The sequence below is a fragment of the Cupriavidus phytohabitans genome (genome assembly GCF_017815025.1).
Lineage (GTDB): Bacteria > Pseudomonadota > Gammaproteobacteria > Burkholderiales > Burkholderiaceae > Cupriavidus.
Genome location: NZ_JAGIQB010000039.1, coordinates 40,315 through 64,524, shown reverse-complemented (window position 1 = coordinate 64,524; position 24,210 = coordinate 40,315). Strand labels below are relative to the sequence as shown.

Here is a 24,210-nt window from a genome sequence, read left to right as displayed (position 1 = left end):
GATGCCTCCGCGCAAAGTGAACTGCACGTCGCGGCGCATTGCGCCAGCCGGGCCGCCGCAACGCGCCCGGCACTGCACACCAGCGGCCCGTCCCGTCGGGTACCCGTCAGGGCAGGCTGGTGGTGGTCACCGGCGACGGCGCGACCGTGCCCAGGCGCGATTTCAGCGACTGCGGACGGCCACTCATCAATGCAGCATAGTACGTAGCGTTCGAAAGCACATTCTTCACATAGCCACGCGTTTCATTGAACGGGATGGTCTCTGCAAAGATCGCGCCTTCCACCGGGCGCGCCAACGTGCTGCGCCATGCCTTGGGCCGGCCCGGACCGGCGTTGTATGCGGCCGACGCCAGCGTCCAGGAACTGTCCAGGTCGGTCAGCACCATGCTCAGGTAATTGGTGCCAAGCTGGATGTTGATGGTGGGATCGCCCATCATCTGCGGCGAGAAATCGTTCATGCCGATCTTGCGCGCTACGTACTTGGCCGTCGCCGGCATCACCTGCATCAGGCCATGCGCACCGGCGGACGAGCGCGCGCTCATGATGAAGCGCGATTCCTGCCGGATCAGGCCGTAGACCCACGCCATGTCGAGGCCGACATCGTCGGTCGCGCGCTGCATGATGTCGCGGTACGGCATCAGGAAGCGCAGCCCGAAGTCATGCTCGTTGCGGGTGCGGTCGGCGGTATTGACCGTGCGGTCGAGCAGTTCGAGACGGCGCGCGAACTCCGCGGCGGCAAGCAGCTCGCGGTCGTTCATGCCGCGCAGTTCCCAGTTCCATTCGCGGTTGCCTTCGAAGCGCATGTTCATCGCATAGAACTTCTGCGCGCGCTGGAAGCCGGCGCGCGAGCGCATGGCATTGGCCTCGGCGTCGCTGACGCTGGTGCGCGCGGGCAGCGTGATGCGGTTGCCCAGTTCTTCGCTGGCGAGCTGGCCATAGAAGTTGAACTGGCCGGCGACCTGCTGGAAGTTCTGCTGCGCCTCGGTGTCGCGGCCTTCGGCCTTGAGCGCGCGGCCGTACCAGTAAAGCCACGCCGGGTCCTTGGCGCGCAGCTCGGGACGCATCAGCTCGACTGCCTGGCGCACCTGCTTCCAGTCGCCCTGGCGCAGTGCGGCGCGCACGCGCCATTCCTGGGTGTCGTCAGACAGCCACTGGTTGCCGCCCAGGTCCATCTGGCGGCGGTAGTAGGTGGCCGCTTCGGGCAGCAGTTTCTTGCCCGCGAACTGGCCGATCACACCCCAGGCCGCGCCCTGCTCGTCGCGCGACAGCGTGCCCTGGACGGTGCCCAGGTAGGCGACGGCCTGGTTCGGGTCGGTTCGCGCCATCTTGACGAGGGTGGCGAGCGTGTCGCCGTCGACGCGCGCATCGGGCAGCAGCGCCGCGATCTTGCCGGCCAGCGTCAGGTAGTTCTGCTCCAGCGCCAGCCGCGCCTGGTAGGCGACATCGCTGCGCTGGATCTGCTGGCTTTGCACCAGGTAGCCGATCAGGTCGACGCAGCCTTCGCCGTAGTAGCGCGGATCGCTCAGCGCCTGGCGCGACTCGGCCGCGACGTTCTGGCCCTTGAGCGCGCGCGACAGCAGCGCATAGCATTCGACCTGGGTGTCGTCCTTGAGCGCGAACTGCGGGTACTCGGCATCGAAGGTGGCCCAGTCGCGCTTCTTGCCCAGCACCAGCAGCCAGTCGTTGCGCATGCGGTCGGCGATGGCCTCGCCCTTGTAGCGCTGCAGGAAGGCGCGCACCTGGTCGTCAGGCGCGTCGATGCGCGCCAGGCCGCTGGCGTCGAACATCTGCGGCTTGATGCGGAAGTACTCGATGTACGACGGGATCGGGTAGTCGACCAGGGTGGCCGAGATCGCGTAGGCGCGCTCCACGTCGTTCTTGCGCGCCGCCTCGCGCAGCGCGGCGAAAGCCTCGTCCGGATCGCTCGGGATCACCGCCGGCTGCTGCTGGCGCACCGGCGCCTGCGGGCGCTTCTGCGCATGGACCGGCGTGACAAGCAGTGCACATGCCATGGCAATCCAGGCGGCCCGCCCTGCACGCTGCAGATATACTCCCTTCAGCATTCTTTGCTTCCTTGTCGATGACGGCGGCGCCGGTGCCCGCCATGCAAGGCAAGGGCCGCAGCAGCTTCCGCCGTCCGTGTTGGTTCGGACGCGGGCATTATCCCACGCCATGTCTTCAAGATCCGCCACTTCGGCCGCCACCTCGCCCGCCTCGCTCCCCGACCCCGCCGAAGACCGCCGCGCGCAGCGTGCGCGCCTGCTGGCATTGCGTGCCGCCCTGCCCGCGCGCCTCGATGCCGACGCGCGCATCGCCGCCGCGTTGTCCGAGTTGCTGGCGGGCCTGGCCGTGCGCTGCCTCGGCTTCTACTGGCCGATCCAGCAGGAGTTCGACGCGCGCGGCGCGGTCGCGCAATGGCTCGCGGCGGTGCCCGGGCGCCAGGCTGCGCTGCCGGCGGTAAGCCGGCCCGGCGCGCCGCTGGACTTCCACCGGTGGGACCCGGACACGCCGATGACCAAGGGCCACTACGGCATCCCGGTCCCCGACGGCACCGAAGCCGTGACGCCCGACGCGTTGCTCATTCCCTGTGTCGGCTTCAGCCCGGACAAGTTCCGCCTGGGTTACGGCGGCGGCTTCTACGACCGCACGCTGGCGGCGATGGCGCACCGGCCGGTGGCGATCGGCGTTGGCCATGAGGCATGCCGCATCGCGCTGCCCGCGCAGCCGCATGACGTGGCGATGGACTGGATCGTGACCGAGGCCGGGGCGTTCTAGCCCAAAAGGGTGACGGCAGCGCGCGGGCACAGCTTGAGCTCAGCCGGGCTGCACGAGCTCATCCACCAGCGCGCGCATGCAGCGCCAGTGCGAGCCTTCCCAGAACACCCGCCGGCACTGGTCGCAGGTGACGAAGCTGCGGTGGCGCTCGAGCACGCCGTCAGGCACGCGCCCGGCCGCCGCGGCCACATCCAGCGTGTGCAGCGGCACGTTGCAGTCCAGGCACAGCGAGAACGGCCGCGCGCTGCGCGCCAGGTCCAGCCGGGCGAAGATCTCGCGCACCTGCTGGCGCGGCTTGAGCGCGCGCACATAGCAGCCGTGCGTGATGCGGCGGCGCTTGAGCAGTTCGCGATCGCGCGTCAGCACCACGCGGCCTTCGTCAACCGCAATGCGCTCGATCTCGCTGTCTTCGAAGTGGTTGTCGTAGAGGGTGTCGAAGCCGGTCATGCGCAGCAGATGCGCCAGTCCGCCCAGATGCGCGTCGGCGACGAAATGCATCAGGCGCAGCGGGTGTTCGCGCACGCGCAGCAGCGGCGTGATGTCGAGGCGCTCGAACTTGGGATAGACCGAGACCCGGTCGCCGTCCAGCAGCTGGCGTTCGAAGACGGAGGACTCGCCGTTGACCAGGATCAGCTCGACTTCGGTATGGGGGACGCCCAGCGCCTCGATCATGTGCTTGACGGTCGCGGCGCGCGCGCACGCGCAGGGCAGGTCACGCCGGCGCTGGTCCGGCGCGAGGAAGTCGTTCAGTTCCTCGTAGAAGCGGAAGATGGCGGTGACCATGGGGTGAGTATGGCACCGATCCGGCATGGATTGCGCGCTGGCGCAGGCTCAGCCCGCATTCCCCAGCCGCAGCGCCGCCTCTACCGCTAGCTTCGCCCACGGCGTCATCGCCGCCGGCGACTCCAGAGCGGCGGGCGGCAGGCTGAGGTAGTGGCGCATGGTGACCTCGCGCTTCGCCGACTGGTAGCGGAAGGGCTCGCTGCCTGCGGCGTCGAACTTGCCGCGCGTGGCGTCATCCGCCTTCAGGTAGCAGGTGCCGCCCGACACCAGCGCGAACATCAGCCCGTCATAGAACAGGCCGTGCCCGCCAAACATCCGCCTGGCCGTCACCGGCCCGATGCGCGCCGCCAGCGGCCCCATCAGCTCGAGCAGGTGTTCAATGAAGGGATCGGGGCGGCGCGTGGCCATGGGCGAGGTCCCGGGCGCTTACAGCTTCAGCCGCTGCCAGATCGCCTTGGTCGCGCCGGCCGCGTTGAGCGTGTAGAAATGCAGCCCCGGCACGCCCGCGGCCAGCAGCCGCTCGCACAGCGCGGTGACCACGTCGAGACCGAAGGCGCGGATCGATTCGCGGTCGTCGCCGAAGCTCTCCAGCCGCTTGGCCACCCAGCGCGGCACTTCGGCGCCGCACATCTCGGAGAAGCGCATCAGCTGCGAGTAGTTGGTGATCGGCATGATGCCCGGCACGATCGGCACGTCCACGCCCTGCGCGCGCACGTCGTCGACAAAGCGGAAGTACGCATCGGCGTTGTAGAAGTACTGCGTGATCGCCGAGTCGGCACCGGCCTTGACCTTGCGCACGAAGTTGTCGAGGTCATGGCGCGGCGACTTCGCCTGCGGGTGGTACTCCGGGTACGCGGCGACTTCGATATTGAACCAGTCGCCGGTCTCGGCACGGATGAACTCCACCAGCTCGTTGGCATAGCGGAACTCGCCGATCTCGCCCATGCCCGACGGCATGTCGCCGCGCAGCGCGACGATATGGCGGATGCCGCCGTCGCGGTACTGCTGCAGGATCGCGCGGATGCTCTCGCGCGACGAGCCCACGCACGACAGGTGCGGCGCGGCCTCGATGCCTTCGCGCTGGATTTCCAGCACGGCGTCGAGCGTGCCCTGCTGCGTGGTGCCGCCGGCGCCGAACGTCACCGAGATGTACTTGGGCTTGAGCGGGGCCAGCTGCGCGCGCGTGTTGCGCAGCTTCTCCGTGCCCTCCGCCGTCTTGGGCGGGAAGAATTCAAAGCTGAAGTAGCGGTCTTGCATGATGGTGGCGCGCCGCGTTGCCGCGGCGCGCGAAATAAGGTCAGTCGTCGCGGTTGCCCAGCAGCAGGCTGGACAGCAGCCACGAGATCACGCTGTACAGGATGGAGCCCAGCAAGGCAGCCCAGAAGCCGCCGACCGTGAAGCCCGACAGCAGGTTGCCGACAAACAGGAACAGCAGCGCATTGATGACGAAGATAAACAGCCCCAGCGTCAGCAGCGTGACCGGCAGCGTCAGGATCACCAGGATCGGACGGATCAGCGTGTTGACCAGGCCCAGCACCAGCGCCGCCAGCATCGCCGAGCCGAAGCTCTTGATGTGGATCGACGGGATGATGTACGGCAGTACGAACAGCGCGACAGCGTTGATGACCCAGACGACCAGTAGTCTCATGACGGCTCCTTGAATGGCGTGGTTGCTCCCCCATCCCCTCTCCCGCACGCGGGAGAGGGGAGTTGCTGCCTTCCTGCGCGCATCAATAGCGGTAGTGATCCGCCTTGTACGGGCCTTCCTTCTTCACGCCGATATACGCGGCCTGCTGCTCGGTCAGCTCGGTCAGTTGCGCGTTCAGCTTGCGCAGCTGCAGGCGCGCCACCTTCTCGTCCAGGTGCTTGGGCAGCGTGTAGACGCCGACCGGGTACTTGCCGCTGTCGCGTTCCTGCCAGAGCTCGATCTGCGCGATGGTCTGGTTGGCGAACGAGCTGCTCATCACGTACGACGGGTGGCCGGTGGCGCAGCCCAGGTTCACCAGGCGGCCCTTGGCCAGGATGATCAGCTTCTTGCCGTCGGGGAACTTGACGTGGTCGACCTGCGGCTTGATCTCGTCCCACTCGTACTTCTCGATCGAGGCGATGTCGATCTCGTTGTCGAAGTGGCCGATATTGCAGACGATGGCCTGGTCCTTCATCTTCGCCATGTGCTCATGGGTGATGACGTGGTAGTTGCCGGTGCAGGTCACGAAGATATCGCCATGCTCGGCGGCGTAGTCCATGGTCACCACGCGGTAGCCTTCCATCGCGGCCTGCAGCGCGCAGATCGGGTCGATCTCGGTCACCCACACCTGCGCCGACAGCGCGCGCAGCGCCTGCGCGCTGCCCTTGCCCACGTCGCCGTAGCCGGCCACGATGGCGATCTTGCCGGCGATCATTACGTCGGTGGCGCGCTTGATGCCGTCCACCAGCGATTCGCGGCAGCCGTACAGGTTGTCGAACTTGCTCTTGGTGACCGAGTCATTGACGTTGATGGCCGGGAACTTCAGTTCGCCCTTCTGCGCCATCTGGTACAGGCGGTGCACGCCGGTGGTGGTTTCCTCGGTCACGCCGCGGATGGCTTCCAGGTTCCGGCTGTACCAGCTCGGGTCGCGGGCCAGCTTTTCCTTGATCGCGGCGAACAGGTAGGTCTCTTCCTCGCTGCCCGGGTTGGCGATCAGCGAAGCGTCCTTCTCGGCCTTGGCGCCGAGGTGCAGCAGCAGCGTGGCGTCGCCGCCGTCGTCGAGGATCATGTTGGGCGTGCCGCCGTCGGCCCAGTCGAAGATGCGGTGCGTGAAGTCCCAGTATTCCTTCAGCGATTCGCCCTTGAAGGCGAATACCGGCGTGCCGCCCGCGGCGATGGCGGCGGCGGCGTGGTCCTGCGTCGAGAAGATGTTGCACGAGGCCCAGCGCACGTCGGCGCCCAGCGCCTGGAGCGTCTCGATCAGCACGGCGGTCTGGATCGTCATGTGCAGCGAGCCCGCGATGCGCGCGCCCTTCAGCGGCTGGGCGGCGGCGAATTCGTCACGGATCGCCATCAGGCCGGGCATCTCGGTCTCGGCAATGGCGATTTCCTTGCGGCCCCAGCCGGCCAGGTTAATGTCGGCGACGAGGTAGTCTTGCTTCAGGTCGGTCACGGCGTTCATGTTTCACTCCCGGTGAAGAGTGGCACGCAGGTGACGAGATCGGGAAATCGGGCAGCGGCGGCATGGCAATGGCGCATGCGCAGCGGGCGGATAGGTCGACTCGCCTCCGTGCGAAACCACGGATCAGCGAGCGCCGTTGAAGACAGTCCGAGCCTGGCGGATGCATGGGGTAGCACTTTTTGCCTACCGCATCCGTTGCAACGCTCCTCGGAGTGGCGGTATTGTAGCGTGCCCGGCCGCCTTGCGCACCGGCCCTCCTTGATTTCCCCACAGATGATCCCAACGCCACCCCGCACCCTGACCATCGCCGGTTCCGATTCCGGCGGCGGCGCCGGCATCCAGGCCGACCTGAAGACTTTTTCCGCGCTGGGCTGCTTCGGCATGAGCGCGATCACCGCGATCACCGCGCAGAACACGCTGGGCGTGACCGGCGTGCATGCGATCCCCGCGGACATGGTGGCCGCGCAGATCGACGCGGTCGCCAGCGATCTCGGAGTGGACGCTGCCAAGACCGGAATGCTAGGTACCGCCGCCATTGTCGAGGCCGTGGCCGCGGCGGCGGACCGGCATGGCATCCGCAAGCTGGTGGTGGATCCGGTGATGATCTCGACCTCGGGCGCGACACTGTCCGACGACGCCACCACGCAGGCCATGGTGCGGCTGCTGTTCCCGCGCGCGCTGCTGGTCACGCCCAACCTGCCCGAAGCCTCCTACCTGCTTGGCCGCACGATCGCGCGCCGCGCCGACATGGAGCAGGCCGCCGCCGACCTGATCGCGATGGGCTGCCCGGCCGTGCTGCTCAAGGGCGGCCACCTGGAAGACGATGGCGCGGCAGGCATCGCCGGCGGGCTGGACGACCTGCTGATGCTCAAGAACGGCACCGTGCGTGTGTTCACGCATCCACGCGTCGATACCCGCAACCTGCACGGCACCGGCTGCACGCTGGCGGCGGCAATCGCCTCGCAGCTGGCGCGTGGCGATGCGCTCGAGGATGCGGCGGGCAAGGCGCTGGACTATGTGGCGCAGGCCATCGCGGCCGGTGCGGGACTGCGGCTGGGCAGCGGCAACGGCCCGCTGAACCACGCCTTCGCGCCGCGTGCGCTGGGTTGAGCGGCAGATGCAGAGGCTTGCCAATATCGATCTGCGCAGCGACCCCGACGCGGCCTTCTACCTCAAGCATGAGGTCGTCGACGTGACGTTCGCCACCGAGGCTGGCGAGCTGGTCAGCCGCGAAGGCCCCAACCGCTACCAGCCCGGCGACGCGCTGATCACCAGCGCCACCGGCGACCGCTGGTGCGTGTCCCGCGACCGCTTCGACCCCAAGTACGAAGCCATTCCGCCGCTGGCGCATGGCCAGGACGGCGCCTATCGCAACAAACCGATCCCGGTGCTGGCGCGCGAGATGCGCGAGGCCTTCAGCATCGAGCGCAGCGCCGGTGGCGACGTGCTGCACGGCAAGCCGGGCGACTGGCTGATGCAATACGCGCCCGGCGACTATGGCATCACCGAGCGCGCGAGGTTCGAAATGGTGTACCGGCCGCTGCAGGACTGAGCGGCCGGATTTTCAGGGGTGAATCAGTTGCCGCCGCTGGACAGCGGCACCAGCTTGAACGCGGCCCGCGCCACGCACACCACGTTGCCGGCGGCGTCCTTCACTTCCCCTTCGCAGAACGCGATGCGCGCGCCGCGACGCAGGCAGCGCGCTTCCAGCGTCAGCTCGCCACGCGCGGCGGCCAGGAAATGGGTCGACATGTCGATGGTGATCACGCCCGTTTCCGTGGGCGCATGCGAGCGCGCCGCGCCGCTCAGCGTGAAGTCCAGCGTCGCCATCAGCGTGCCGCCGTGCACGTCGCCGCGGCTGTTCACCAGCTGCGGGTGCGCCGGCAGCCGCGTGCGGCAGTAGCCCTCTTCGATCAGCTCCGGCTGCAGGCCGAAATAGCGCATCAGCGGCACGTCGATGCCGAAATAGGGCTTTTCAGGCGTGCCGGGGGCGGCGGGAATGATTTCGGGGAGCTGGGTCGACATGATGGGCGATGCTGCTGGGTGGATGGCGGGGAATGCTGCCCGACATCATAGCGGCGGGGTCCGGTCCGGTTCCCGCGGCTGGGCGAATGTCGCACAAATCTTGGCGATGCGGTGCACATCACCAAGTGCGGTCCGCTCCTCTCTCCCGCGAACGGGAGAGGAGCAAAACCACTGGCTCAGAGAGCCTGCCGCATCGCCACACGCTGCCGCAATCCGGCGGCACGCTGTGCCGCCAGCGCCTCCGACAGCAACGGGCAAAGCTCGCTGTCCTCCAGCCGCCGAAACCCCATCGAGGCATAGAACGGCGCATTCCAGGGCAAATGCGCAAACGTGGTCAGGTTCAGCGTTCGCAGGCCGCTCGTCCGCGCCCAGGCCTGCACGGCCCCGACCAGCGCACGCCCGATGCCGCGCCGGCCATGGTCCGGATGCACGTCCATTTCATCGAGATAGCCGCATGCGCCATTGCGGCTGGCCAGTGCAAAGCCGGCGACTTCGCCGCCATGCTCGGCCACCCACAACCGCCCTTCGCGCTGCGCGGCCACCAGCGCCGAGTCCGGCGTGCTGACCAGGCGCAGCAGCGCCGGCACGTCGCCCTCCGGAAACAGCGCCGCCGCCGCCAGCTCGATCCCGGGCAGGCGCGGCAGGTCATCCGCCTGCGCCAGGCGAATGCGCGGGGCGGCCACGGCGCGCTCAGCCGGCCGGGAACAGGCTGACCAGGTGTGCCACCGCGGCCGGCACGTCGTCGGCTTCGGTGACGGCGCGCACCACGGCGGCACTGCCGACACCCACGGCGAGCACTTCGCGCATATTCCCGGCATTGACGCCGCCGATACCGACCAGCGACGGGATCACCGGTTGCATCAGCTTTGCATACGCACGGAAGCGGCCCATGCCTTGCGGCTGCGTCGGCATCACCTTGGTCGTGGTCGGGAAGATCGCGCCCAGCGCCAGGTAGCTCGGGCGGATCGCCGCGACACGCAGCATCTCGGCGTAACCGTGCGTGGAAACGCCCAGCCGCAGCCCGGACGCGCGGAGCGCGTCGAGGTCGGCGTCGTCGAGGTCTTCCTGGCCGAGGTGGATGCCATAGATGCCGCTCTGCGCGCCGTTGGCGGCGTGGTAGTCGATCGCCGCCTGCCAGTGGTCGTTGATGAACAGGCGCGACGACGAGCCCTGCATGGCCCTGGCCGCGCGCGCGATCTCTGCGCGCACCGCGGCGGGATCGTCGGACTTGAAGCGCAGTTGCACCGTCGGCACGTTCAGCGGAGCCAGGCGCTCGATCCATTCTGCGCTCGGCACCACCACATACAGGCCCAGCGCGGGGCACGGCGCGAACGGCTCGGCGGCCTGCTCCGGCGCCACCAGCGCGGCATGGCGCACGCGCGGGAAACGCGCGAAATCCGATGGCCAGTCGGCCGAGCCCGGCGCCCAGGCGCGCGCCAGCGCCAACGCGTCATGCGCGGGGAAATGCAGCGACAGGCTCGCCAGCAACACCGCGACGAACGCGGCCGAATGCGGCTGGTCGCTGTCCGCGGCAACCGAGAACACCCAGGTGCCCATCGGCGAGCGCACCGTGTCGATCCACTGGCCGCCTTCGCGGTCGGTCTCGATCAGCGTGGCGCCGCTGGCTGCGACGCGTGCGATGACTTCTTCGGCGGCTTCGCCGTCGGACAGCAGCACATCGTGCGCGCCGGGCTGCGCGGGCGCGTCTTCCAGGCGCCACGCCTGCCACGGCTTGTCGTCGATGCCGAAGGTCTCGCCATAGTGCTCAAGCACTGCCGCGCGCAGCGGGCCGTCGCTGGGGGCGTGGACGGGGCGGCGGGTCATGCGCGCTGCTCCCGCTGCTCTGCCTCCGCATGCCAGAACGGCATGCCGACCACCGGCGTGCTGGCCTGCGCCACTTCGCGCTCGGGCATCGGCCCGGCCAGGTACGCGGTGCGGCCCGCCTCGACGGCCTGCGCGAACGCGCGCGCCATGTTGACCGGGTAGGCGGCCTGCGCCACCGCGGTGTTCAGCAGCACGCCGTCGTAGCCCCACTCCAGCACCTGCGCCGCATGCGACGGCAGGCCCAGGCCGGCATCGACGATCAGCGGCGTGTCCGGCAGGCGCTCGCGCAGCACGCGCATCGCATGGGGATTCACCGCGCCGCGGCCGGTGCCGATCGGCGCGGCCCATGGCATCAGCGCCTGGCAGCCGACGTCGAGCAGCCGGCGGCACAGCACCAGGTCCTCGGTGCAGTACGGCAGCACCTTGAAGCCTTCCTTGATCAGGGTCTCGGCCACCGCGGGCAGGTTGAGCGTGTCGGGCTGCAGCGTGTAGTCGTCGCCGATCAGCTCCAGCTTGATCCACGGCGTCTCGAACACCTCGCGCGCCATCATCGCGGTGGTGATGACCTCCTGCGCGGTGAAGCAGCCGGCGGTGTTGGGCAGCACCGGCACGTTCAGCGCCTTGAGCATCTGCCAGAACGCCTGGCCGCCCTCGCCATCGCCCACCGCGCCCTGGCGGCGCAGCGCGACGGTGATCATGGCCGGCGTGGACGCCTGCACGGCCGCTTCAAGCGTGGCCGGCGACGGATAGCGCGCGGTGCCCAGCAGCAGGCGCGAGCCGAACGACTCGCCATACAGCACGAACGGGTCGCGCAGGGTTTCGGAAGGTTCGAATGTCATGGGGTCAGCCTCCCGTCACGGGTTGCACGAGGTCGATGCGGTCGCCGGCCGCAAGGGGGGTGTTGGCATGCGCGGCGCGCGGCACGAACTGGCCGTTGACCGCCGCGGCAAAAGGAGGCGCGATCTTCGCCACGACCACCGCGTCCGCCAGCGTGGCGGATTCGGCAAGGGCGAGGGGTCGGCCGTTGAGCAGGATTTCCATGTCAGTCTTGCGTTAGTGCAGCAGCCCGGTGCGCGCGTGCAGCGCTGCGGCCGGCGCTTCCGTCACTGCCTCGATCATGCCGGGCCAGCGCAGCGCGGCAGGCACGGCGTGCGCGGCAGGGTCGCCCTTGAGCAACGCGCCCACCACCGCGCACGCGGCCTCGGTGACCGCCGGGGCGATCAGGAAGCCGTGGCGGTACAGGCCGTTGACGCGCACCACGCGTGCCTGCTGGTCGACGCGGATCGCCGGCAGGTGGTCGGGCCGCGTGGGGCGGCGCTGCACGTTCAGCTCCAGCACGCGCGCCTCGCCGAAAGCGGGGTGCAGCGAATGCGCCGCCGACAGCAGTTCCAGCGCGGAACGCACGCTCATCGGCGAATCGTCCTCGCTTTCCAGTTCGGTCGCGCCGATCACGTACAGGTCGTTGGGCTTGGGAGCAATATAGATCGGGTAGCGCGGATGCAGCAGCCGCACCGGCCGGTGCAGCTTCACGTCGGGCGCATGCACGCGCACCACTTCGCCACGCAGGCCGCGCAGGCCGGGCGCGGTGCCGCCGGGCTGCGCCGGCCATGCCGCGCGCGCGCCCAGGCCGCGGCAATCCAGCACCACGTCCGCGCGGATGCCCAGCGTGGGCAGCGTGTCGGCTTCCACCTCGCCGGCTTCCCAGACGCAATGCACGCCCTCGCTGACGGCGCACGACAGCAGCGCGCGCAGCGCGCCGCGGTTGTCGAGTTGGCCCTCTCCGGCCAGCAGCAGTCCTTGCGGGAAGCGGCCCGCCAGCGCCGGCTCGACTTCGCCCACGCCCTTGCCATCCAGCGCCCGCAGCCGCTGCGACACCAGCTCGGGCGGCGCCACCGCACGCACGCGGCTGGTGAACAACGACATCTCGCCGCGGTCGCGCGCATGCCAGACCACCAGCGTGCCGTCCTCCTGGAAGAAGACCGGCTCCGGCAGCTCGGCCAGCCACGCACGCCACAGGTCGACGCTGGCGATGCCGAGGTCGACGATGCGGCGCTCGGCGATGGCCGATTCCGCCAGCGGCGCCAGCATGGCCGCGGCAACATATGCGGCCGAACCCGCGCCGTCCGGCCCGGCGCGCTCCACCAGCGCCACGCGGGCACCGCTGCGCACCAGTTGCCAGGCAGCCAGGCGGCCGGCGAGTCCGGCCCCGAGGATGGCGACGTCAAACGACTGTACTGCTGTCATGAGGGATGTTGTGCCGGGGCAAAAGCATGCAGGCATGCCACCGCGCCGGCCTCCTTGTTGTCTGGGCCGCCGCGCGGGGCGCTGCGCGGCGGCGGAACACACGCGGGCATGGTTGCGACGCCATGCCCGTACTGCCGTTGCCTTACGAGTAGATCTTGCTGCCCTTCTTCAGGAACTCGATCGACTTTTCTTCCATGCCCTGCTGCGCTTCCTTGGGCAGCGACGCCGCGTAGTCGCGCACTTCCTGCGTGATCTTCATCGAGCAGAACTTCGGCCCGCACATCGAGCAGAAGTGGGCGATCTTGGCGCCTTCGGCCGGCAGCGTGGCGTCGTGGTACGAACGCGCGCGCTCCGGGTCCAAACCCAGGTTGAACTGGTCTTCCCAGCGGAACTCGAAGCGTGCCTTGGACAGCGCGTTGTCGCGCAGCTGCGCGCCCGGCCAGCCCTTGGCAAGATCCGCGGCGTGGGCAGCGATCTTGTAGGTGATGATGCCTTCGCGAACGTCTTCCTTGTCCGGCAGGCCCAGGTGCTCCTTCGGCGTGACGTAGCACAGCATGGCCGTGCCCATCCAGCCGATATTGGCCGCGCCGATGCCGCTGGTGATGTGGTCGTAGCCGGGGGCGATGTCGGTCACCAGCGGTCCCAGGGTGTAGAACGGCGCCTCGTAGCAATGCTTGAGTTCTTCGTCCATGTTGGCCTGGATGCGCTGCAGCGGCACGTGGCCCGGGCCTTCGATCATCACCTGCACGTCGTGCTTCCACGCCTTGGCGGTCAGCTCGCCGAGCGTGCGCAGTTCGCCGAACTGCGCATCGTCGTTCGAGTCGGCGATGCAGCCCGGACGCAGGCCGTCGCCGAGGCTGAACGACACGTCGTACGCCTTCATGATCTCGCAGATCTCGTCGAAGTGCGTGTACAGGAAGTTTTCCTTGTGGTGCGCCAGGCACCACTTGGCCATGATCGAACCGCCACGCGACACGATGCCGGTGACGCGGTCGGCCGTCAGCGGCACGTAGCGCAGCAGCACGCCGGCGTGGATGGTGAAGTAGTCGACGCCTTGCTCGGCCTGCTCGATCAGCGTGTCGCGGAACATCTCCCAGGTCAGGTCCTCGGCGATGCCGCCGGTCTTGTCCAGCGCCTGGTAGATCGGCACCGTGCCAATGGGCACCGGCGAGTTGCGCAGGATCCACTCACGGGTTTCGTGGATGTGCTTGCCCGTGGACAGGTCCATGATGGTGTCGGCGCCCCAGCGGATCGACCACACCATCTTTTCCACTTCCTCGGCCAGCGACGAGGTCACGGCGGAGTTGCCGAGGTTGCCGTTGATCTTGACGCGGAAATTGCGCCCGATCGCCATCGGCTCCAGCTCGGTGTGGTTGATGTTGGCGGGAATGATCGCGCGGCCCGAGGCGATCTCCTTGCGGACGAACTCCGGCGTCATGTCTTCCGGACGCAGCGGCAAGCCGGCGCCCAGCGCGTTGCCGGGGTGCTGGCGCAGCAGCGCCTTGTATTCAGGCTTGTCGTACAGTGCCTGCAGGTTCAGCGACTCGCGCAGTGCCACGTATTCCATTTCCGGCGTGATGATGCCGCGGCGCGCATAGTGCATCTGCGACACGTTGGCACCGGCCTTGGCGCGGCGCGGGTTGGTCAGCTGGGCAAAGCGCAGGTGGGCGGTGGCGGGGTCGTTGGCGCGGTCGCGGCCGTATTCCGACGACAGGCCGGGCAGCACTTCAGTGTCGCCGCGCTCTTCGATCCACTTGGCGCGCACCGGCGGCAGGCCGGCCTTCAGGTCGATATGCACGTCCGGGTCGCTGTACGGGCCCGAGGTGTCGTACACCGGGATCGGCGGATTGGGCATCTCGCCCTTCTCCGTGCGCGTGGACGTCTGCAGGATCGTGCGCAGCGGCACGCGGATATCCGGGCGGCTGCCGGTCAGGTAGGTCTTGCTGGATGCCGGGTAGGCGAATTTCTGGTCGAGGTCGCTCTCGAGCGATTCGAAGGAAGCAGCGGGGGCAGTACGGGCCATGGGTGTCGTCCTCTCTCTTGCGGGGTGGACGAAACCAGGAGCCCTGTGAGCGCCGCCTGGGCTTGTGGCCGGAGGGGCGAGTCCCGGAGGGACTAGAGGCTTGGTCTTGCTGAAACTTCCCACGCCGGTACTAACCGGATCGGGTTCGAAGGGACTCTCTCAGCCGCACGGCCCATCCGTACGGCACCCCTGTTTCATCCAACGGGGTGAATTTAAGCACAGAGCACCGGTGGGCGCCAGTGCCAGTTCCCTATGGTTTGTGGTGCCACACCTTTGCGCAGAGGTATCGAATCGCGCATGGTGCAGCGCAAAAATCGGCATGAAGCGGACAGGCGTGCACTCAAACGCCTGTCACGTGCCCTACCATGCAAGCAAACGGCAAGCATCGAACCGATCCAGGAGACCCTTATCATGACCGACGCCGCCACGCACCGCGTCTTCAACCAGGTGCCGGACCTTGCGCACTACAACCTCTTCGTCTGCGATCCTTTTGTCCGCGCTGCGCTGGAACGGCTTGGCGGTGGCTGGCATGCCGAGGCGCTGGGGCAGTTCGGCGCGCGGCTGGGAGAGCCGGAAGTGCAGCAATGGGCAGCGGATGCCAACCGCCATACGCCCGAGCTGCACACGCACAGCCGCACCGGCGAGCGCATCGATTTCGTGGAATTCCACCCGAGCTGGCATGCACTGCTGTCGCTGCTGCGCGGCCAGCAATTGCAGGCCCTGCCCTTCGCGCAGCCGCGCGCGGGCGCGTGGAACGCGCGCACCGCGGGCTACTTCCTGCAGGCGCAGGTGGAGTCCGGCTCGCTGTGCCCGACCACGATGACCCTCGCCAGCATCCCGGTGCTGCGCAAGGAAACCGCGCTGTTCGCCGAACTCGAACCGCGCTTGTACGCGAGCGAGCATGATGCGCGCGACCTGCCCTGGCGCGGCAAGACGGCGATCATGATCGGCATGGGCATGACGGAGAAACAGGGCGGCTCCGACGTGCGCGCCAACACCACGGTGGCGCGCGCCGTGCGTGGCGAAGGTCGTGGAGCGGAATACACACTGACCGGGCACAAGTGGTTCTTCTCGGCGCCGATGTGCGATGCGCACCTGGTGGTCGCGCGCATGGGCGCCGAAGACGGTCCGCTGTCGTGCTTCTTCGTGCCGCGCTTCCGCGACGACGGCAGCAAGAACCCGATCCAGATCCAGCGCCTGAAGGACAAGCTGGGCAACCGCTCCAACTCGAGCAGCGAAGTCGAATTCCGCGACGCCACCGGCATCCTGATCGGCGAGGAAGGACGCGGCATCCCCACCATCATCGAAATGGCGACCAATACGCGGCTCGACTGCGTGATCGGCAGCTCTGCGATCCTGCGCGCGGCCTTCGTGCAGGCGCTGCACCACACGCGCCACCGCAGCGCCTTCGGCCGCCTGCTCGCCGACCAGCCGCTGATGCGCAACGTGCTGGCTGACCTGGCGCTGGAATCCGAGGCGGCCACACTGCTGATGATGGAACTGGGCCACGCCTTCGAGCATGCCGAGGGCGACAACCCCGACCCGCTCGCGGCCGCATGGAAGCGCGTGGTCACGCCCGCGGCAAAGTTCTGGATCTGCAAGCGCGCCATCGAGGCCACCGGCGAGGCAATGGAGGTCTGGGGCGGCAACGGCTACGTGGAAGAAAGCCCGATGGCGCGGCTGTACCGCGAAGCGCCGGTCAACTCGATCTGGGAGGGCTCGGGCAACATCATGTGCCTGGACGTGCTGCGCGCGCTCCAGCGCAACCCCGACGACGGCGCGCGCCTGCTGCAGGACCTGCCGCGCCGCGCCGGCGGCCATCCCGCGGTGCGCGCGGAACTGGCCTCGCTGCAGGCGCTGCTGCGCGAGGCGCCGGAGCACCTGGAGGCCAACGCGCGCCGCTTTGCGCAGGGGCTGGTGCTGACCACGCAGGCAGCGCTGATGCTGGCGCATGCCGATGCGGAGGATGCGGAGCTGTTTGTCGCCAGCCGGCTCGGGCGCCAGCACGGGCGCGTGTTCGGCACGCTGGATGCGGAGGCCGGGTTGCTGAAGCGCGTGGCGTCGCGCGGTTTCGAAGGCTAGCCGCGCACGCACCCGGCGCTCGCGTCACGCCTCCATCGACTCCAGCACGCGCAGCATCACCCGCGGCGCGTAGCGGATCAGGTCATGCGCGCGTTCGCCGATCATGATCGCGGGCGCGTTGGTGTTGCCACCGACCAGCGTCGGCATCACCGAGGCATCGACCACGCGCAGTCCTTCCACGCCGCGCACGCGCAACTGCGGGTCGACCACCGCCATCGCGTCCATGCCCATGCGGCAGGTGCCCACGGGATGGTAGATGGTGTCGGCATGCGCGCGGATCATCTCGCGCACGTCGGCATCGTCGCTGCCATCGGCACGCAGGTGCGCGGAGTACAGTTCGCGCCCGCCGAAGCTGGCCAGCTGCGGCTGCGCGAAGATCCGGCGCACGATGCGCACGCCGGCCACCATGTCGTCGAGGTCGCGCACATCGCTGAGGTAGCGCGGATCGATCAGCGGCGCCTCGCGGATATCGGCCGATGCCAGGCGCACCTCGCCGCGGCTGCGCGGACGCAGCACGCACACATGGCAGGAATAGCCGTGGCCGAAGTTGAGCCGGCGCATGTGATTGTCGGCCATGCCAACGACGAAATGCAGCTGCAGGTCGGGCTCGGCCAGCTCTGGGCGGCTGCGGATAAAGCCACCGGCCTCGGCGAAGTTGCTCGACAGCATGCCGGTGCGTTCGCGCCGGTAGCGCAGGATTTCCGACAGCAGGGTCATGAATCCGCTGAACGACACGCCGAACAACTCGGGCGCCGCCACGCGCTTGTGCAGGATGACGTCGAGATGGTCCTGCAGGTTGGCGCCTACCCCGGGCAGGTCGTGGACCACGTCGATGCCAAGCTCGCGCAGCTGCGCCGCGGGACCCACGCCCGACACCAGCAGCAATTGCGGCGAGCCGAAGGTGCCGGCGCAGACGATCACGTCGCGTCGTGCGCGCAGGAGCTGCTGGCGGCCGTCGCGCGCGACCAGCACACCGCCCGCATGGCGGCCCTCGAAGACGATGCGCAGCGCCTGCGTGCCGGTCAGCACCTGCAGGCGCGCGCGCCCGCCGTTGCAGGCCTTGTCGCGCGTATTGCCGCCGTGCAGGTAGGCCCGCGCCGCGTTCCAGCGCTCGCCCGCATGCTGCGTGACCTGGTACCAGCCCACGCCTTCCTGCTCTTCGCCGTTGAAGTCGTCGTTGCGCAGGTAGCCCGCCTGCTGCGCCGCCTCGATAAAGCGCTCGGCGAAAGGATTGGGGGTGCGAAGGTCCGACACATGGAGCGGGCCATTGCCGCCATGCAGCGGGTCGTCTTCGCTGCCGGCCAGGCGTTCATTGCATTCCGCGCGGCGGAAATATGGCAGCACGTCGTCCCATGACCAGCCGTCGCAGCCGGCGGCGGCCCAGTCGTCGTAATCGGCGGGCCGTCCGCGCGTGTAGATCATCGCGTTGATCGACGAGGAGCCGCCCAGTCCGCGCCCGCGCGGCTGGTAGCCCCGGCGGCCGTTCAGTCCCGCCTGCGGCACGGTTTCGTAGGCATAGTTGCGTGCGCCGGCGCGCGGCAGCATGGCGGCGCACGCGGCGGGTGTGCGTACCAGCACATGGTGGTCGTGCTGGCCGGCCTCGAGCAGGGCAATGGTGTCGTCCCCGCTGTCGGCCAGCCGTCCGGCCAGCGCACAGCCCGCCGATCCCGCGCCGACGATGACGTAGTCGTAGGTGGTTTCCATCTGTCTCCCCGCGTGTCCGCAGGCGGCGAGAGTCAGCCGGGCCAGCGGATGGCAAGCCGTGAAATTCAGTGTAGGCGCTAGCCTGAGCAGGGGTGAAGGGTTGCGGAGTGCCGGCGTGGACGGTCCAGGCGGGTTGGTTGAAATGCCGATGGGGAAGACGTCTTACCTGGCCTCGGCCGGCATGCCGCTCTGCCGTGCGCGGGGATGGGCAGGTCTGGCGTGGTCCTGGGGCCGACGACCACCGCTGCCTCCCATGTGATGCGTGCGGCAGCCGGCGTACCTAACCGATGCGGGGGCATGACGCGACCGCTGCGCTACTGGCCTGCGGGTCAGGACACCAGCATCGGCCGCCCGAGCATGCGCGACAGCACGGCCTCGGGCGAGTGGGTGTGATCGGAGATCGCCTGCGGCTCGAGATAGATGGTCTGCTCCATCATCGCGCGCCCGCGCATGGCGGCGTGCAGCAACTGGTCGCTGAACACGATCCAGGTCGAACCGGGCGGAAAGTGGAACTCCTGTTGCGGCACGTCGCGCTGGTAGTCCAGATCGGCCTTGGCCAGGTCGTGCAGCTGCAGCATGCGGTGGTCGTATTCCGAGCGCTTGCGCTTGGTGATATGCAGCAGCTCCATCAGCGCCGCCTGTCCTGGCCACATGCCGTGCGTCTTCGGCACGAACTTCCGCGCAAAATCACCGAACGGCTCGCCCACGCGCCATACGCGCGGCGCGGCGGGGTCGATGTTGTGGAACACACGCAGCAGGCGCTTGCCCAGCATCGGGTTGGACGGGAATGAATCGACGTGCAGCCGGGTGTCGTCCTTGCGCCAGCTGACCGGGCGGCCGGCGATTTCGCTGGGACGCAGCGAGGTGCCGGCGCGGGTCATATGGGGGATGTATTCCGGGAACAGCGTGCGGATCAGCGACTCGCTGTTGTCGGCATAGCGGCGGATCAGCGTGTACAGGTCGGACAGGTCCTGCCGGGTGCCCTGGGCGCCGCGCACCGCGGTGTCGTTGGCGCGGAGGTTGATGTTCTTGGATTTGCCGTCGGAATAACGGGCATCCAGGAAGCGGTCCTCGCCGGGTTCGAAGTGGAATTTCAGGTTGGGGAAGTACAGTACTGCGCCTTGCTCCAGCTCGCGGCGAAGGGTGGCGCGTTCCTCGGGGGTGACCTGCGGGGCCCAGGAGGTGTAGGGCTGCGGGCGGATCAGGTCGAGGTTGCCTCCGGCCGCGGAGCGGGTCGACGCGGTGGCATTGGAAATGGCTGATGCTGCGGGCATGGCAGTCCTCTGGGGACGGGCCCCATAAAGGAAATTTGTGGTGGTTGGGATTTTACTACCTGGGTGTTTGGGTGGCGATTGGGGCGCAGGGGTAGGGGTTTTGCGTGGCGGGGTTCTGCTGGTGACATGCCGTCGGGTTTTGAAGCTGCTTTATCGCCGTTGGTGACATGCTGTCGGCCGTTGAACCGCCTGGTTCCGCCCTCCATTGTCCTTCATCGAAAGGCGGCGGGGCGACATCTATCCTGACATGGAGGGGAGCGACAAAAAGTAACCAAAAAGCGCGTCGCCTGAGCGGCTGGCTATCAAGTTGGCGGTGCGGGTGGTTCGGGCGGTGGTGATTTCCGTTCGATGTGGCTAGTGGTTCGAACCTGCTACGCCAGGTGAGTTTGGGATAGTGGCTGCGTCGACCCACTATTGAACGATCCCCATGCCGGGCGTAGGCCGCCTGCTGCCGGCGTCAACGCAGGAACGCCTGCGGCTGCGCTGCGCGCCGGCGGTATCCAGGATTTAGGGCTCGGGCACGGAGTGCGTCGCTGCGCTCGCACAGCGTTATCGCTTGCGATGCCGGACGTCAGCGCGGGCAGAATGTCGTGGCCGGTCCTGTCACGTTAGGGCCGGCGCGCAGCGCAGCCGTAGGCGTTCCTACCATGCCGCCAGCAGTAGGGGCCACCCACAGCTCTGGGCTCGTTCAAACATCGCGTCTATCCCCAGCCACGGTGGCGCACCACGGCGTCAGGCAGTCCTGCCCCGCAACGAAGCGGAGCCCCGTACGAAAGCCCCCGCCCACTACGATAAGAGTGGCCGCCCGCAGGGCCGTAAACGCGCTTTTTGGTTACTTTTTGCCGCTCGGGCAAAAAGTGATCCGCCCAGGAGGGCGGAACCAGGCGGTTCAACGGCCGACAGCATGTCATCAGCAGCGACAACGCAGCTTCAACAGCCGATAGCATGTCACCACCAGCCACCAGCGACCAACCACCAGAAAACAAAAACCCCACCAACCCTTGCGGGCCAGCGGGGCTTGCCGAAGTCAGAAGTGCCGGAGTCCAGGGCCTCTGAAGTACCGCTTACAGCCCAGCCGCAGCCCGCAGTGCAGCCGCCTTATCCGTAGCCTCCCACGAAAACTCAGGCTCTTCCCGACCAAAGTGCCCATAGGCAGCCGTCTTCTCATAGATAGGCCGCAGCAGATCCAGCATCTGCACAATCCCCTTCGGCCGCAGGTCAAAATGCTCCTGCACCAGCTCTGCAATCTTGGCATCCGGAATCTTGCCGGTGCCTTCGGTGTAGACCGTCACGTTGATCGGACGCGCCACGCCGATGGCATAGCTCACCTGCACCTGGCACTGCCGCGCCAGGCCCGAAGCCACCACGTTCTTGGCCACGTAGCGCGCCGCATACGCAGCCGAGCGATCGACCTTGGACGGATCCTTGCCCGAGAACGCACCGCCACCATGCGGCGAAGCGCCACCATAGGTATCGACGATGATCTTGCGCCCGGTCAGACCGCAGTCGCCCTGGGGGCCGCCGATCACGAAACGCCCGGTCGGGTTCACCAGATACTTGGTTTCCTTCAGCATCTCGGCCGGCAGCACCGGCTTGATGATCTCTTCGATCACCGCTTCACGGATCTGCGCCTGGGTGATATCCGGCGAATGCTGCGTCGACAGCACCACGGTATCCACGCTGTGCGGCTTGCCGTCGACATAACGCACCGTCACCTGCGACTTGGCGTCCGGACGCAGCCAGGGCAGGCGGCCGTCGCGGCGCAGCAGCGACTGGCGTTCAACCAGGCGGTGCGCGTAATAGATCGGGAACGGCATCAGCTCCGGCGTCTCGTCGCAGGCGTAGCCAAACATGAGGCCCTGGTCGCCGGCGCCCTGGTTCAGGTAGTCGTCCGAGGCGCGGTCCACGCCCTGAGCGATGTCCGGGGACTGCTTGTCATAGGCCACCAGCACGGCGCAGCCCTTGTAATCGATGCCGTATTCAGTGTTGTCGTAACCGATGCGCTTGATCGTGTCGCGCGCGATCTGGATGTAGTCGACGTTGGCGGTCGTGGTGATTTCCCCTGCCAGCACCACCAGGCCGGTGTTGCAAAGCGTCTCGGCAGCCACACGCGCGTACTTGTCCTGCGCCAGGATGGCGTCCAGAACGGCGTCGGAAATCTGGTCGGCGACCTTGTCGGGATGGCCTTCGGAAACGGATTCCGAAGTAAAAAGGAAGTCGTTTGCCACGAACTTATTCTCCAGGTTGGCTATTGCGTGCCACCCGGTCGGGTTCATGGCGGCGACGCTTTAGCGGTATTTAAAACGGCCCGGTTAAAGCCGCATCGCCCCGCAAGTTGTCAGTTAACTCGGCGATACACGCTATTATACGCGCCTGCCGGGCTCGTTGCAGCGCGCCAAAGGCGCCGACGCAACAGCCGACGCAACACGCTGCCGCCACGGCATGCCGTTTGCCCGGATTACGGCAAGCCGGCGCGGAACTGAATTCCACGCCGGAGAAAAATGCGCCTGTTTTGACCTGTTGCAGCCCGGACTGCAATCCACGCCCGATGACCTTTCTTTTCTGGCTGATCTCCCGTTTCCCCCTGCGCGCGCTGCAGGCCGCAGGCGGCGCGCTCGGACTGCTGGCAGCACGGCTGCCCGGCCGCTATGGCCAGCGCCTGAACGAAAATTTCCGCCTGGCATTCCCCGACGCCACGCAGGCGATGATCGATGAGGCCGCCCGCTCCGCCGGGCGCATGATGATCGAGATGCCCTATTTCTGGAGCCGCAAGGAGATCGGCGCGCGGCTGCATGGCTTCGACGACTACATGTGGCCCGAACTGGCAAAGCTGCAGGCCCGCGGCAAAGGTCTCATCATCCTGACGCCCCACCTGGGCTGCTTTGAAGTGCTGCCGCAGTCCCACGCGCTGGTGCGCCCGGTCACGGCGCTGTTCAAGCCGCCGCACCAGCCCTGGCTGCGCGACTGGATCGAAAAGATGCGCACCCGGCCCAACATGCACATGGCGCCGGCCACGCCGCGCGGCGTGCGCATGCTGGTCAAGGCGCTCAAGCGCGGCCAGGCGGTGGGCATCCTGCCGGACCAGGTACCCAGCGGCGGCGAGGGCAACTGGGCGCCGTTCTTCGGCAAACCGGCCTACACGATGGCGCTGGTGCACCGGCTGCAGCAGCTGACCGGCGCGCCGGTGGTTGCGGTCTTTGCGGAGCGGCTGCCGAAAGGCGCGGGCTATCGCGCCCACCTACATGTGCTCAACGAGGGCGGCATGCTGCCGGACGACCCCGCCGAAGCGGCCGCGGTGATCAACCAGGCCGTCGAGACCCTGGTGAGACAGTGCCCCACGCAGTACCTGTGGGGGTACAGCCGCTACAAGGGGCCTGCCGCCGCCCCCAGCCGCAGTACCGAGCCGACCACTGACCAATCGATTTCATGAGCCGCGTGTTCACCTGGCTCGGCATCGGCCTGCTGACGGTGCTGGGCAAACTGCCATATCCGTTCGTTGCCCGCTTCGGCGAAGGGCTGGGCAGCCTGCTCTACCTGATCCCCAGCGAACGCCGCCGCGTGGTGCAGGCCAACCTGCGCCTGTGCTTCCCGGACAAGACCGAGGCCGAGATCGACGAACTGTCGCGCCAGAGCTTCCGCACCGTGTTCCGCAGCTTTGCCGAGCGCGGCATCTTCTGGACCGGCAGCGAAGCGCAGATGCGCCGCTGGGTGCGGATCGACGACCAGGCCGACCTGGCATCGCTGGATGGCACGCCGCACATCCTGGTCACGCTGCATCTGTCGGGCGTCGAGGCCGGCGCGATCCGGCTGACCATCCACCTGCGCGAGCACGTGGGACGTTCCGGCGCCTCGCTGTACACGAAACAGAAGAACGACCTGTTCGATGGCTTCCTCAAGCACGCGCGCGGCCGCTTCGGCGCCAACATGATTTCGCGCAACGACAGCGCGCGCGACATCCTGCGCTGCCTGAAGAAGGGCGAAGCGCTGCAGCTGATCGCCGACATGGACTTCGGCGAACGCGATTCGGAATTCGTGGCGTTCTTCGGCGTGCAGGCGCTGACGCTGACCTCGGTGTCGCGGCTGGCGCGCCTGACCGGGGCCAAGGTGGTGCCGATCTACACCGAGATGCTGCCCGACTACCAGGGCTACGTGCTGCGCATCCTGCCTGCCTGGGACAACTACCCAGGCGAGAGCGTCACCGACGACACGCGCCGCATGAACGCCTTCTTCGAGGACTGCATTCGCCCGCGCGTGCCTGAGTATTACTGGGTGCACAAGCGCTTCAAGCATCGCCTGCCGGGCGAACCCGAGATCTATTGAGCCTCCGC

At 67.8% G+C, this 24,210-nt stretch carries 22 protein-coding genes and 2 riboswitches; of the genes, 6 read left to right on the top strand and 16 right to left on the bottom strand.

Annotation, left to right across the window (positions count from 1 at the left end):
* Positions 1-106 precede the first annotated feature (106 nt).
* Positions 107-2,062, bottom strand: coding sequence for a lytic transglycosylase domain-containing protein (locus J8I34_RS24180; protein ID WP_209775769.1), 1,956 nt, complete (start codon positions 2,060-2,062; stop codon positions 107-109).
* A gap of 109 nt (positions 2,063-2,171) precedes the next feature.
* Between J8I34_RS24180 and J8I34_RS24175 the strand changes: the two genes are divergently transcribed.
* The gene (locus J8I34_RS24175; RefSeq protein WP_209775768.1) at positions 2,172-2,774 is read left to right on the top strand and encodes a 5-formyltetrahydrofolate cyclo-ligase; all 603 of its coding nucleotides are present in this window, start codon (positions 2,172-2,174) and stop codon (positions 2,772-2,774) included.
* Positions 2,775-2,813: 39 nt separating this feature from the next.
* Here the strand turns inward: J8I34_RS24175 and J8I34_RS24170 are convergent, their stop codons facing one another.
* From J8I34_RS24170 to ahcY, 5 genes are all read right to left on the bottom strand, one after another.
* Positions 2,814-3,557, bottom strand: coding sequence for a Mut7-C RNAse domain-containing protein (locus J8I34_RS24170; protein WP_029047367.1), 744 nt, complete (start codon positions 3,555-3,557; stop codon positions 2,814-2,816).
* A 48-nt stretch (positions 3,558-3,605) separates the two neighbouring features.
* Positions 3,606-3,965 (bottom strand): TfoX/Sxy family protein, encoded by a 360-nt coding sequence (locus tag J8I34_RS24165; protein ID WP_029047366.1) that lies wholly within the window; start codon positions 3,963-3,965, stop codon positions 3,606-3,608.
* A gap of 18 nt (positions 3,966-3,983) precedes the next feature.
* On the bottom strand, positions 3,984-4,814 hold the full coding sequence (gene metF / locus J8I34_RS24160; protein WP_029047365.1) for a methylenetetrahydrofolate reductase [NAD(P)H]: 831 nt from the start codon (positions 4,812-4,814) through the stop codon (positions 3,984-3,986).
* 40 nt (positions 4,815-4,854) lie between these two features.
* On the bottom strand, positions 4,855-5,205 hold the full coding sequence (locus tag J8I34_RS24155) for a phage holin family protein (protein WP_029047364.1): 351 nt from the start codon (positions 5,203-5,205) through the stop codon (positions 4,855-4,857).
* An 82-nt stretch (positions 5,206-5,287) separates the two neighbouring features.
* Complete coding sequence (gene ahcY, locus J8I34_RS24150) at positions 5,288-6,706, bottom strand: adenosylhomocysteinase (protein WP_029047363.1); 1,419 nt, start codon at positions 6,704-6,706, stop codon at positions 5,288-5,290.
* Between the two features lie 121 nt (positions 6,707-6,827).
* Positions 6,828-6,921, bottom strand: a riboswitch (S-adenosyl-L-homocysteine riboswitch).
* Between the two features lie 58 nt (positions 6,922-6,979).
* Here ahcY and thiD point away from each other — a divergent pair.
* On the top strand, positions 6,980-7,816 hold the full coding sequence (gene thiD / locus J8I34_RS24145) for a bifunctional hydroxymethylpyrimidine kinase/phosphomethylpyrimidine kinase (protein WP_051320482.1): 837 nt from the start codon (positions 6,980-6,982) through the stop codon (positions 7,814-7,816).
* A gap of 7 nt (positions 7,817-7,823) precedes the next feature.
* Entirely contained in the window at positions 7,824-8,258 is a 435-nt protein-coding gene (locus J8I34_RS24140; RefSeq protein WP_209807157.1) for a PGDYG domain-containing protein, read from the top strand.
* 23 nt (positions 8,259-8,281) lie between these two features.
* Here J8I34_RS24140 and J8I34_RS24135 read toward each other — a convergent pair whose 3' ends face one another.
* From J8I34_RS24135 to thiC, 7 genes are all read right to left on the bottom strand, one after another.
* Positions 8,282-8,731: a PaaI family thioesterase gene (locus tag J8I34_RS24135; RefSeq protein ID WP_029047360.1), complete on the bottom strand. Its 450-nt coding sequence runs from the start codon at positions 8,729-8,731 to the stop codon at positions 8,282-8,284.
* A 176-nt stretch (positions 8,732-8,907) separates the two neighbouring features.
* The gene (locus J8I34_RS24130) at positions 8,908-9,414 is read right to left on the bottom strand and encodes a GNAT family N-acetyltransferase (RefSeq protein ID WP_029047359.1); all 507 of its coding nucleotides are present in this window, start codon (positions 9,412-9,414) and stop codon (positions 8,908-8,910) included.
* Positions 9,415-9,421: 7 nt separating this feature from the next.
* On the bottom strand, positions 9,422-10,555 hold the full coding sequence (locus tag J8I34_RS24125) for a thiamine phosphate synthase (protein ID WP_029047358.1): 1,134 nt from the start codon (positions 10,553-10,555) through the stop codon (positions 9,422-9,424).
* Positions 10,552-11,394 (bottom strand): thiazole synthase, encoded by an 843-nt coding sequence (locus J8I34_RS24120; RefSeq protein ID WP_029047357.1) that lies wholly within the window; start codon positions 11,392-11,394, stop codon positions 10,552-10,554. The genes J8I34_RS24125 and J8I34_RS24120 overlap by 4 nt, the downstream gene beginning before the upstream one ends.
* Positions 11,395-11,398: 4 nt before the next feature.
* Entirely contained in the window at positions 11,399-11,596 is a 198-nt protein-coding gene (gene thiS, locus J8I34_RS24115) for a sulfur carrier protein ThiS (protein WP_029047356.1), read from the bottom strand.
* Between the two features lie 12 nt (positions 11,597-11,608).
* Positions 11,609-12,799: an FAD-dependent oxidoreductase gene (locus tag J8I34_RS24110; RefSeq protein ID WP_029047355.1), complete on the bottom strand. Its 1,191-nt coding sequence runs from the start codon at positions 12,797-12,799 to the stop codon at positions 11,609-11,611.
* 142 nt (positions 12,800-12,941) lie between these two features.
* Positions 12,942-14,822, bottom strand: a complete 1,881-nt coding sequence (gene thiC, locus J8I34_RS24105) for a phosphomethylpyrimidine synthase ThiC (protein ID WP_029047354.1) — start codon at positions 14,820-14,822, stop codon at positions 12,942-12,944.
* A gap of 99 nt (positions 14,823-14,921) precedes the next feature.
* Positions 14,922-15,023: riboswitch (TPP riboswitch) on the bottom strand.
* 210 nt (positions 15,024-15,233) lie between these two features.
* On the opposite strand from thiC, the gene J8I34_RS24100 reads away from it, so the two are divergent.
* Positions 15,234-16,904, top strand: coding sequence for an acyl-CoA dehydrogenase family protein (locus J8I34_RS24100; protein ID WP_209807156.1), 1,671 nt, complete (start codon positions 15,234-15,236; stop codon positions 16,902-16,904).
* Positions 16,905-16,928: 24 nt separating this feature from the next.
* On the opposite strand, the gene J8I34_RS24095 is transcribed toward J8I34_RS24100, so the two are convergent.
* The 3 genes from J8I34_RS24095 to metK all read right to left on the bottom strand — a co-directional run bounded on the left by J8I34_RS24095 (position 16,929) and on the right by metK (position 22,110).
* The gene (locus tag J8I34_RS24095) at positions 16,929-18,608 is read right to left on the bottom strand and encodes a GMC family oxidoreductase (RefSeq protein ID WP_209807155.1); all 1,680 of its coding nucleotides are present in this window, start codon (positions 18,606-18,608) and stop codon (positions 16,929-16,931) included.
* Between the two features lie 329 nt (positions 18,609-18,937).
* Positions 18,938-19,882 carry a Kdo hydroxylase KdoO gene (gene kdoO, locus J8I34_RS24090; RefSeq protein ID WP_209807154.1) on the bottom strand — a complete coding sequence of 315 codons (945 nt, stop codon included), beginning with the start codon at positions 19,880-19,882 and terminating at the stop codon, positions 18,938-18,940.
* A gap of 1,064 nt (positions 19,883-20,946) precedes the next feature.
* Positions 20,947-22,110, bottom strand: a complete 1,164-nt coding sequence (gene metK / locus J8I34_RS24085) for a methionine adenosyltransferase (protein WP_029047350.1) — start codon at positions 22,108-22,110, stop codon at positions 20,947-20,949.
* Positions 22,111-22,430: 320 nt separating this feature from the next.
* On the opposite strand from metK, the gene J8I34_RS24080 reads away from it, so the two are divergent.
* Entirely contained in the window at positions 22,431-23,312 is an 882-nt protein-coding gene (locus tag J8I34_RS24080; RefSeq protein WP_209807153.1) for a lysophospholipid acyltransferase family protein, read from the top strand.
* Positions 23,309-24,202 carry a lipid A biosynthesis lauroyl acyltransferase gene (locus J8I34_RS24075; protein WP_029047348.1) on the top strand — a complete coding sequence of 298 codons (894 nt, stop codon included), beginning with the start codon at positions 23,309-23,311 and terminating at the stop codon, positions 24,200-24,202. Before J8I34_RS24080 ends, J8I34_RS24075 begins: the two co-directional genes overlap by 4 nt.
* Positions 24,203-24,210: the final 8 nt, after the last annotated feature.

Bases quoted from the DNA above. Each gene is read 5' to 3' on its own strand.
- thiC (WP_029047354.1), bottom strand. From the start codon at position 14,822: ATGGCCCGTACTGCCCCCGCTGCTTCCTTCGAATCGCTCGAGAGCGAC.
- J8I34_RS24120 (WP_029047357.1), bottom strand. From the start codon at position 11,394: ATGACATTCGAACCTTCCGAAACCCTGCGCGACCCGTTCGTGCTGTAT.
- thiD (WP_051320482.1), top strand. From the start codon at position 6,980: ATGATCCCAACGCCACCCCGCACCCTGACCATCGCCGGTTCCGATTCC.
- J8I34_RS24125 (WP_029047358.1), bottom strand. From the start codon at position 10,555: ATGACCCGCCGCCCCGTCCACGCCCCCAGCGACGGCCCGCTGCGCGCG.
- thiS (WP_029047356.1), bottom strand. From the start codon at position 11,596: ATGGAAATCCTGCTCAACGGCCGACCCCTCGCCCTTGCCGAATCCGCC.
- J8I34_RS24140 (WP_209807157.1), top strand. From the start codon at position 7,824: ATGCAGAGGCTTGCCAATATCGATCTGCGCAGCGACCCCGACGCGGCC.
- J8I34_RS24095 (WP_209807155.1), bottom strand. From the start codon at position 18,608: ATGGAAACCACCTACGACTACGTCATCGTCGGCGCGGGATCGGCGGGC.
- J8I34_RS24175 (WP_209775768.1), top strand. From the start codon at position 2,172: ATGTCTTCAAGATCCGCCACTTCGGCCGCCACCTCGCCCGCCTCGCTC.
- J8I34_RS24180 (WP_209775769.1), bottom strand. From the start codon at position 2,062: ATGCTGAAGGGAGTATATCTGCAGCGTGCAGGGCGGGCCGCCTGGATT.
- J8I34_RS24135 (WP_029047360.1), bottom strand. From the start codon at position 8,731: ATGTCGACCCAGCTCCCCGAAATCATTCCCGCCGCCCCCGGCACGCCT.
- kdoO (WP_209807154.1), bottom strand. From the start codon at position 19,882: ATGCCCGCAGCATCAGCCATTTCCAATGCCACCGCGTCGACCCGCTCC.
- J8I34_RS24170 (WP_029047367.1), bottom strand. From the start codon at position 3,557: ATGGTCACCGCCATCTTCCGCTTCTACGAGGAACTGAACGACTTCCTC.
- J8I34_RS24165 (WP_029047366.1), bottom strand. From the start codon at position 3,965: ATGGCCACGCGCCGCCCCGATCCCTTCATTGAACACCTGCTCGAGCTG.
- J8I34_RS24110 (WP_029047355.1), bottom strand. From the start codon at position 12,799: ATGACAGCAGTACAGTCGTTTGACGTCGCCATCCTCGGGGCCGGACTC.
- J8I34_RS24075 (WP_029047348.1), top strand. From the start codon at position 23,309: ATGAGCCGCGTGTTCACCTGGCTCGGCATCGGCCTGCTGACGGTGCTG.
- J8I34_RS24080 (WP_209807153.1), top strand. From the start codon at position 22,431: ATGACCTTTCTTTTCTGGCTGATCTCCCGTTTCCCCCTGCGCGCGCTG.
- J8I34_RS24155 (WP_029047364.1), bottom strand. From the start codon at position 5,205: ATGAGACTACTGGTCGTCTGGGTCATCAACGCTGTCGCGCTGTTCGTA.
- ahcY (WP_029047363.1), bottom strand. From the start codon at position 6,706: ATGAACGCCGTGACCGACCTGAAGCAAGACTACCTCGTCGCCGACATT.
- metF (WP_029047365.1), bottom strand. From the start codon at position 4,814: ATGCAAGACCGCTACTTCAGCTTTGAATTCTTCCCGCCCAAGACGGCG.
- J8I34_RS24100 (WP_209807156.1), top strand. From the start codon at position 15,234: ATGACCGACGCCGCCACGCACCGCGTCTTCAACCAGGTGCCGGACCTT.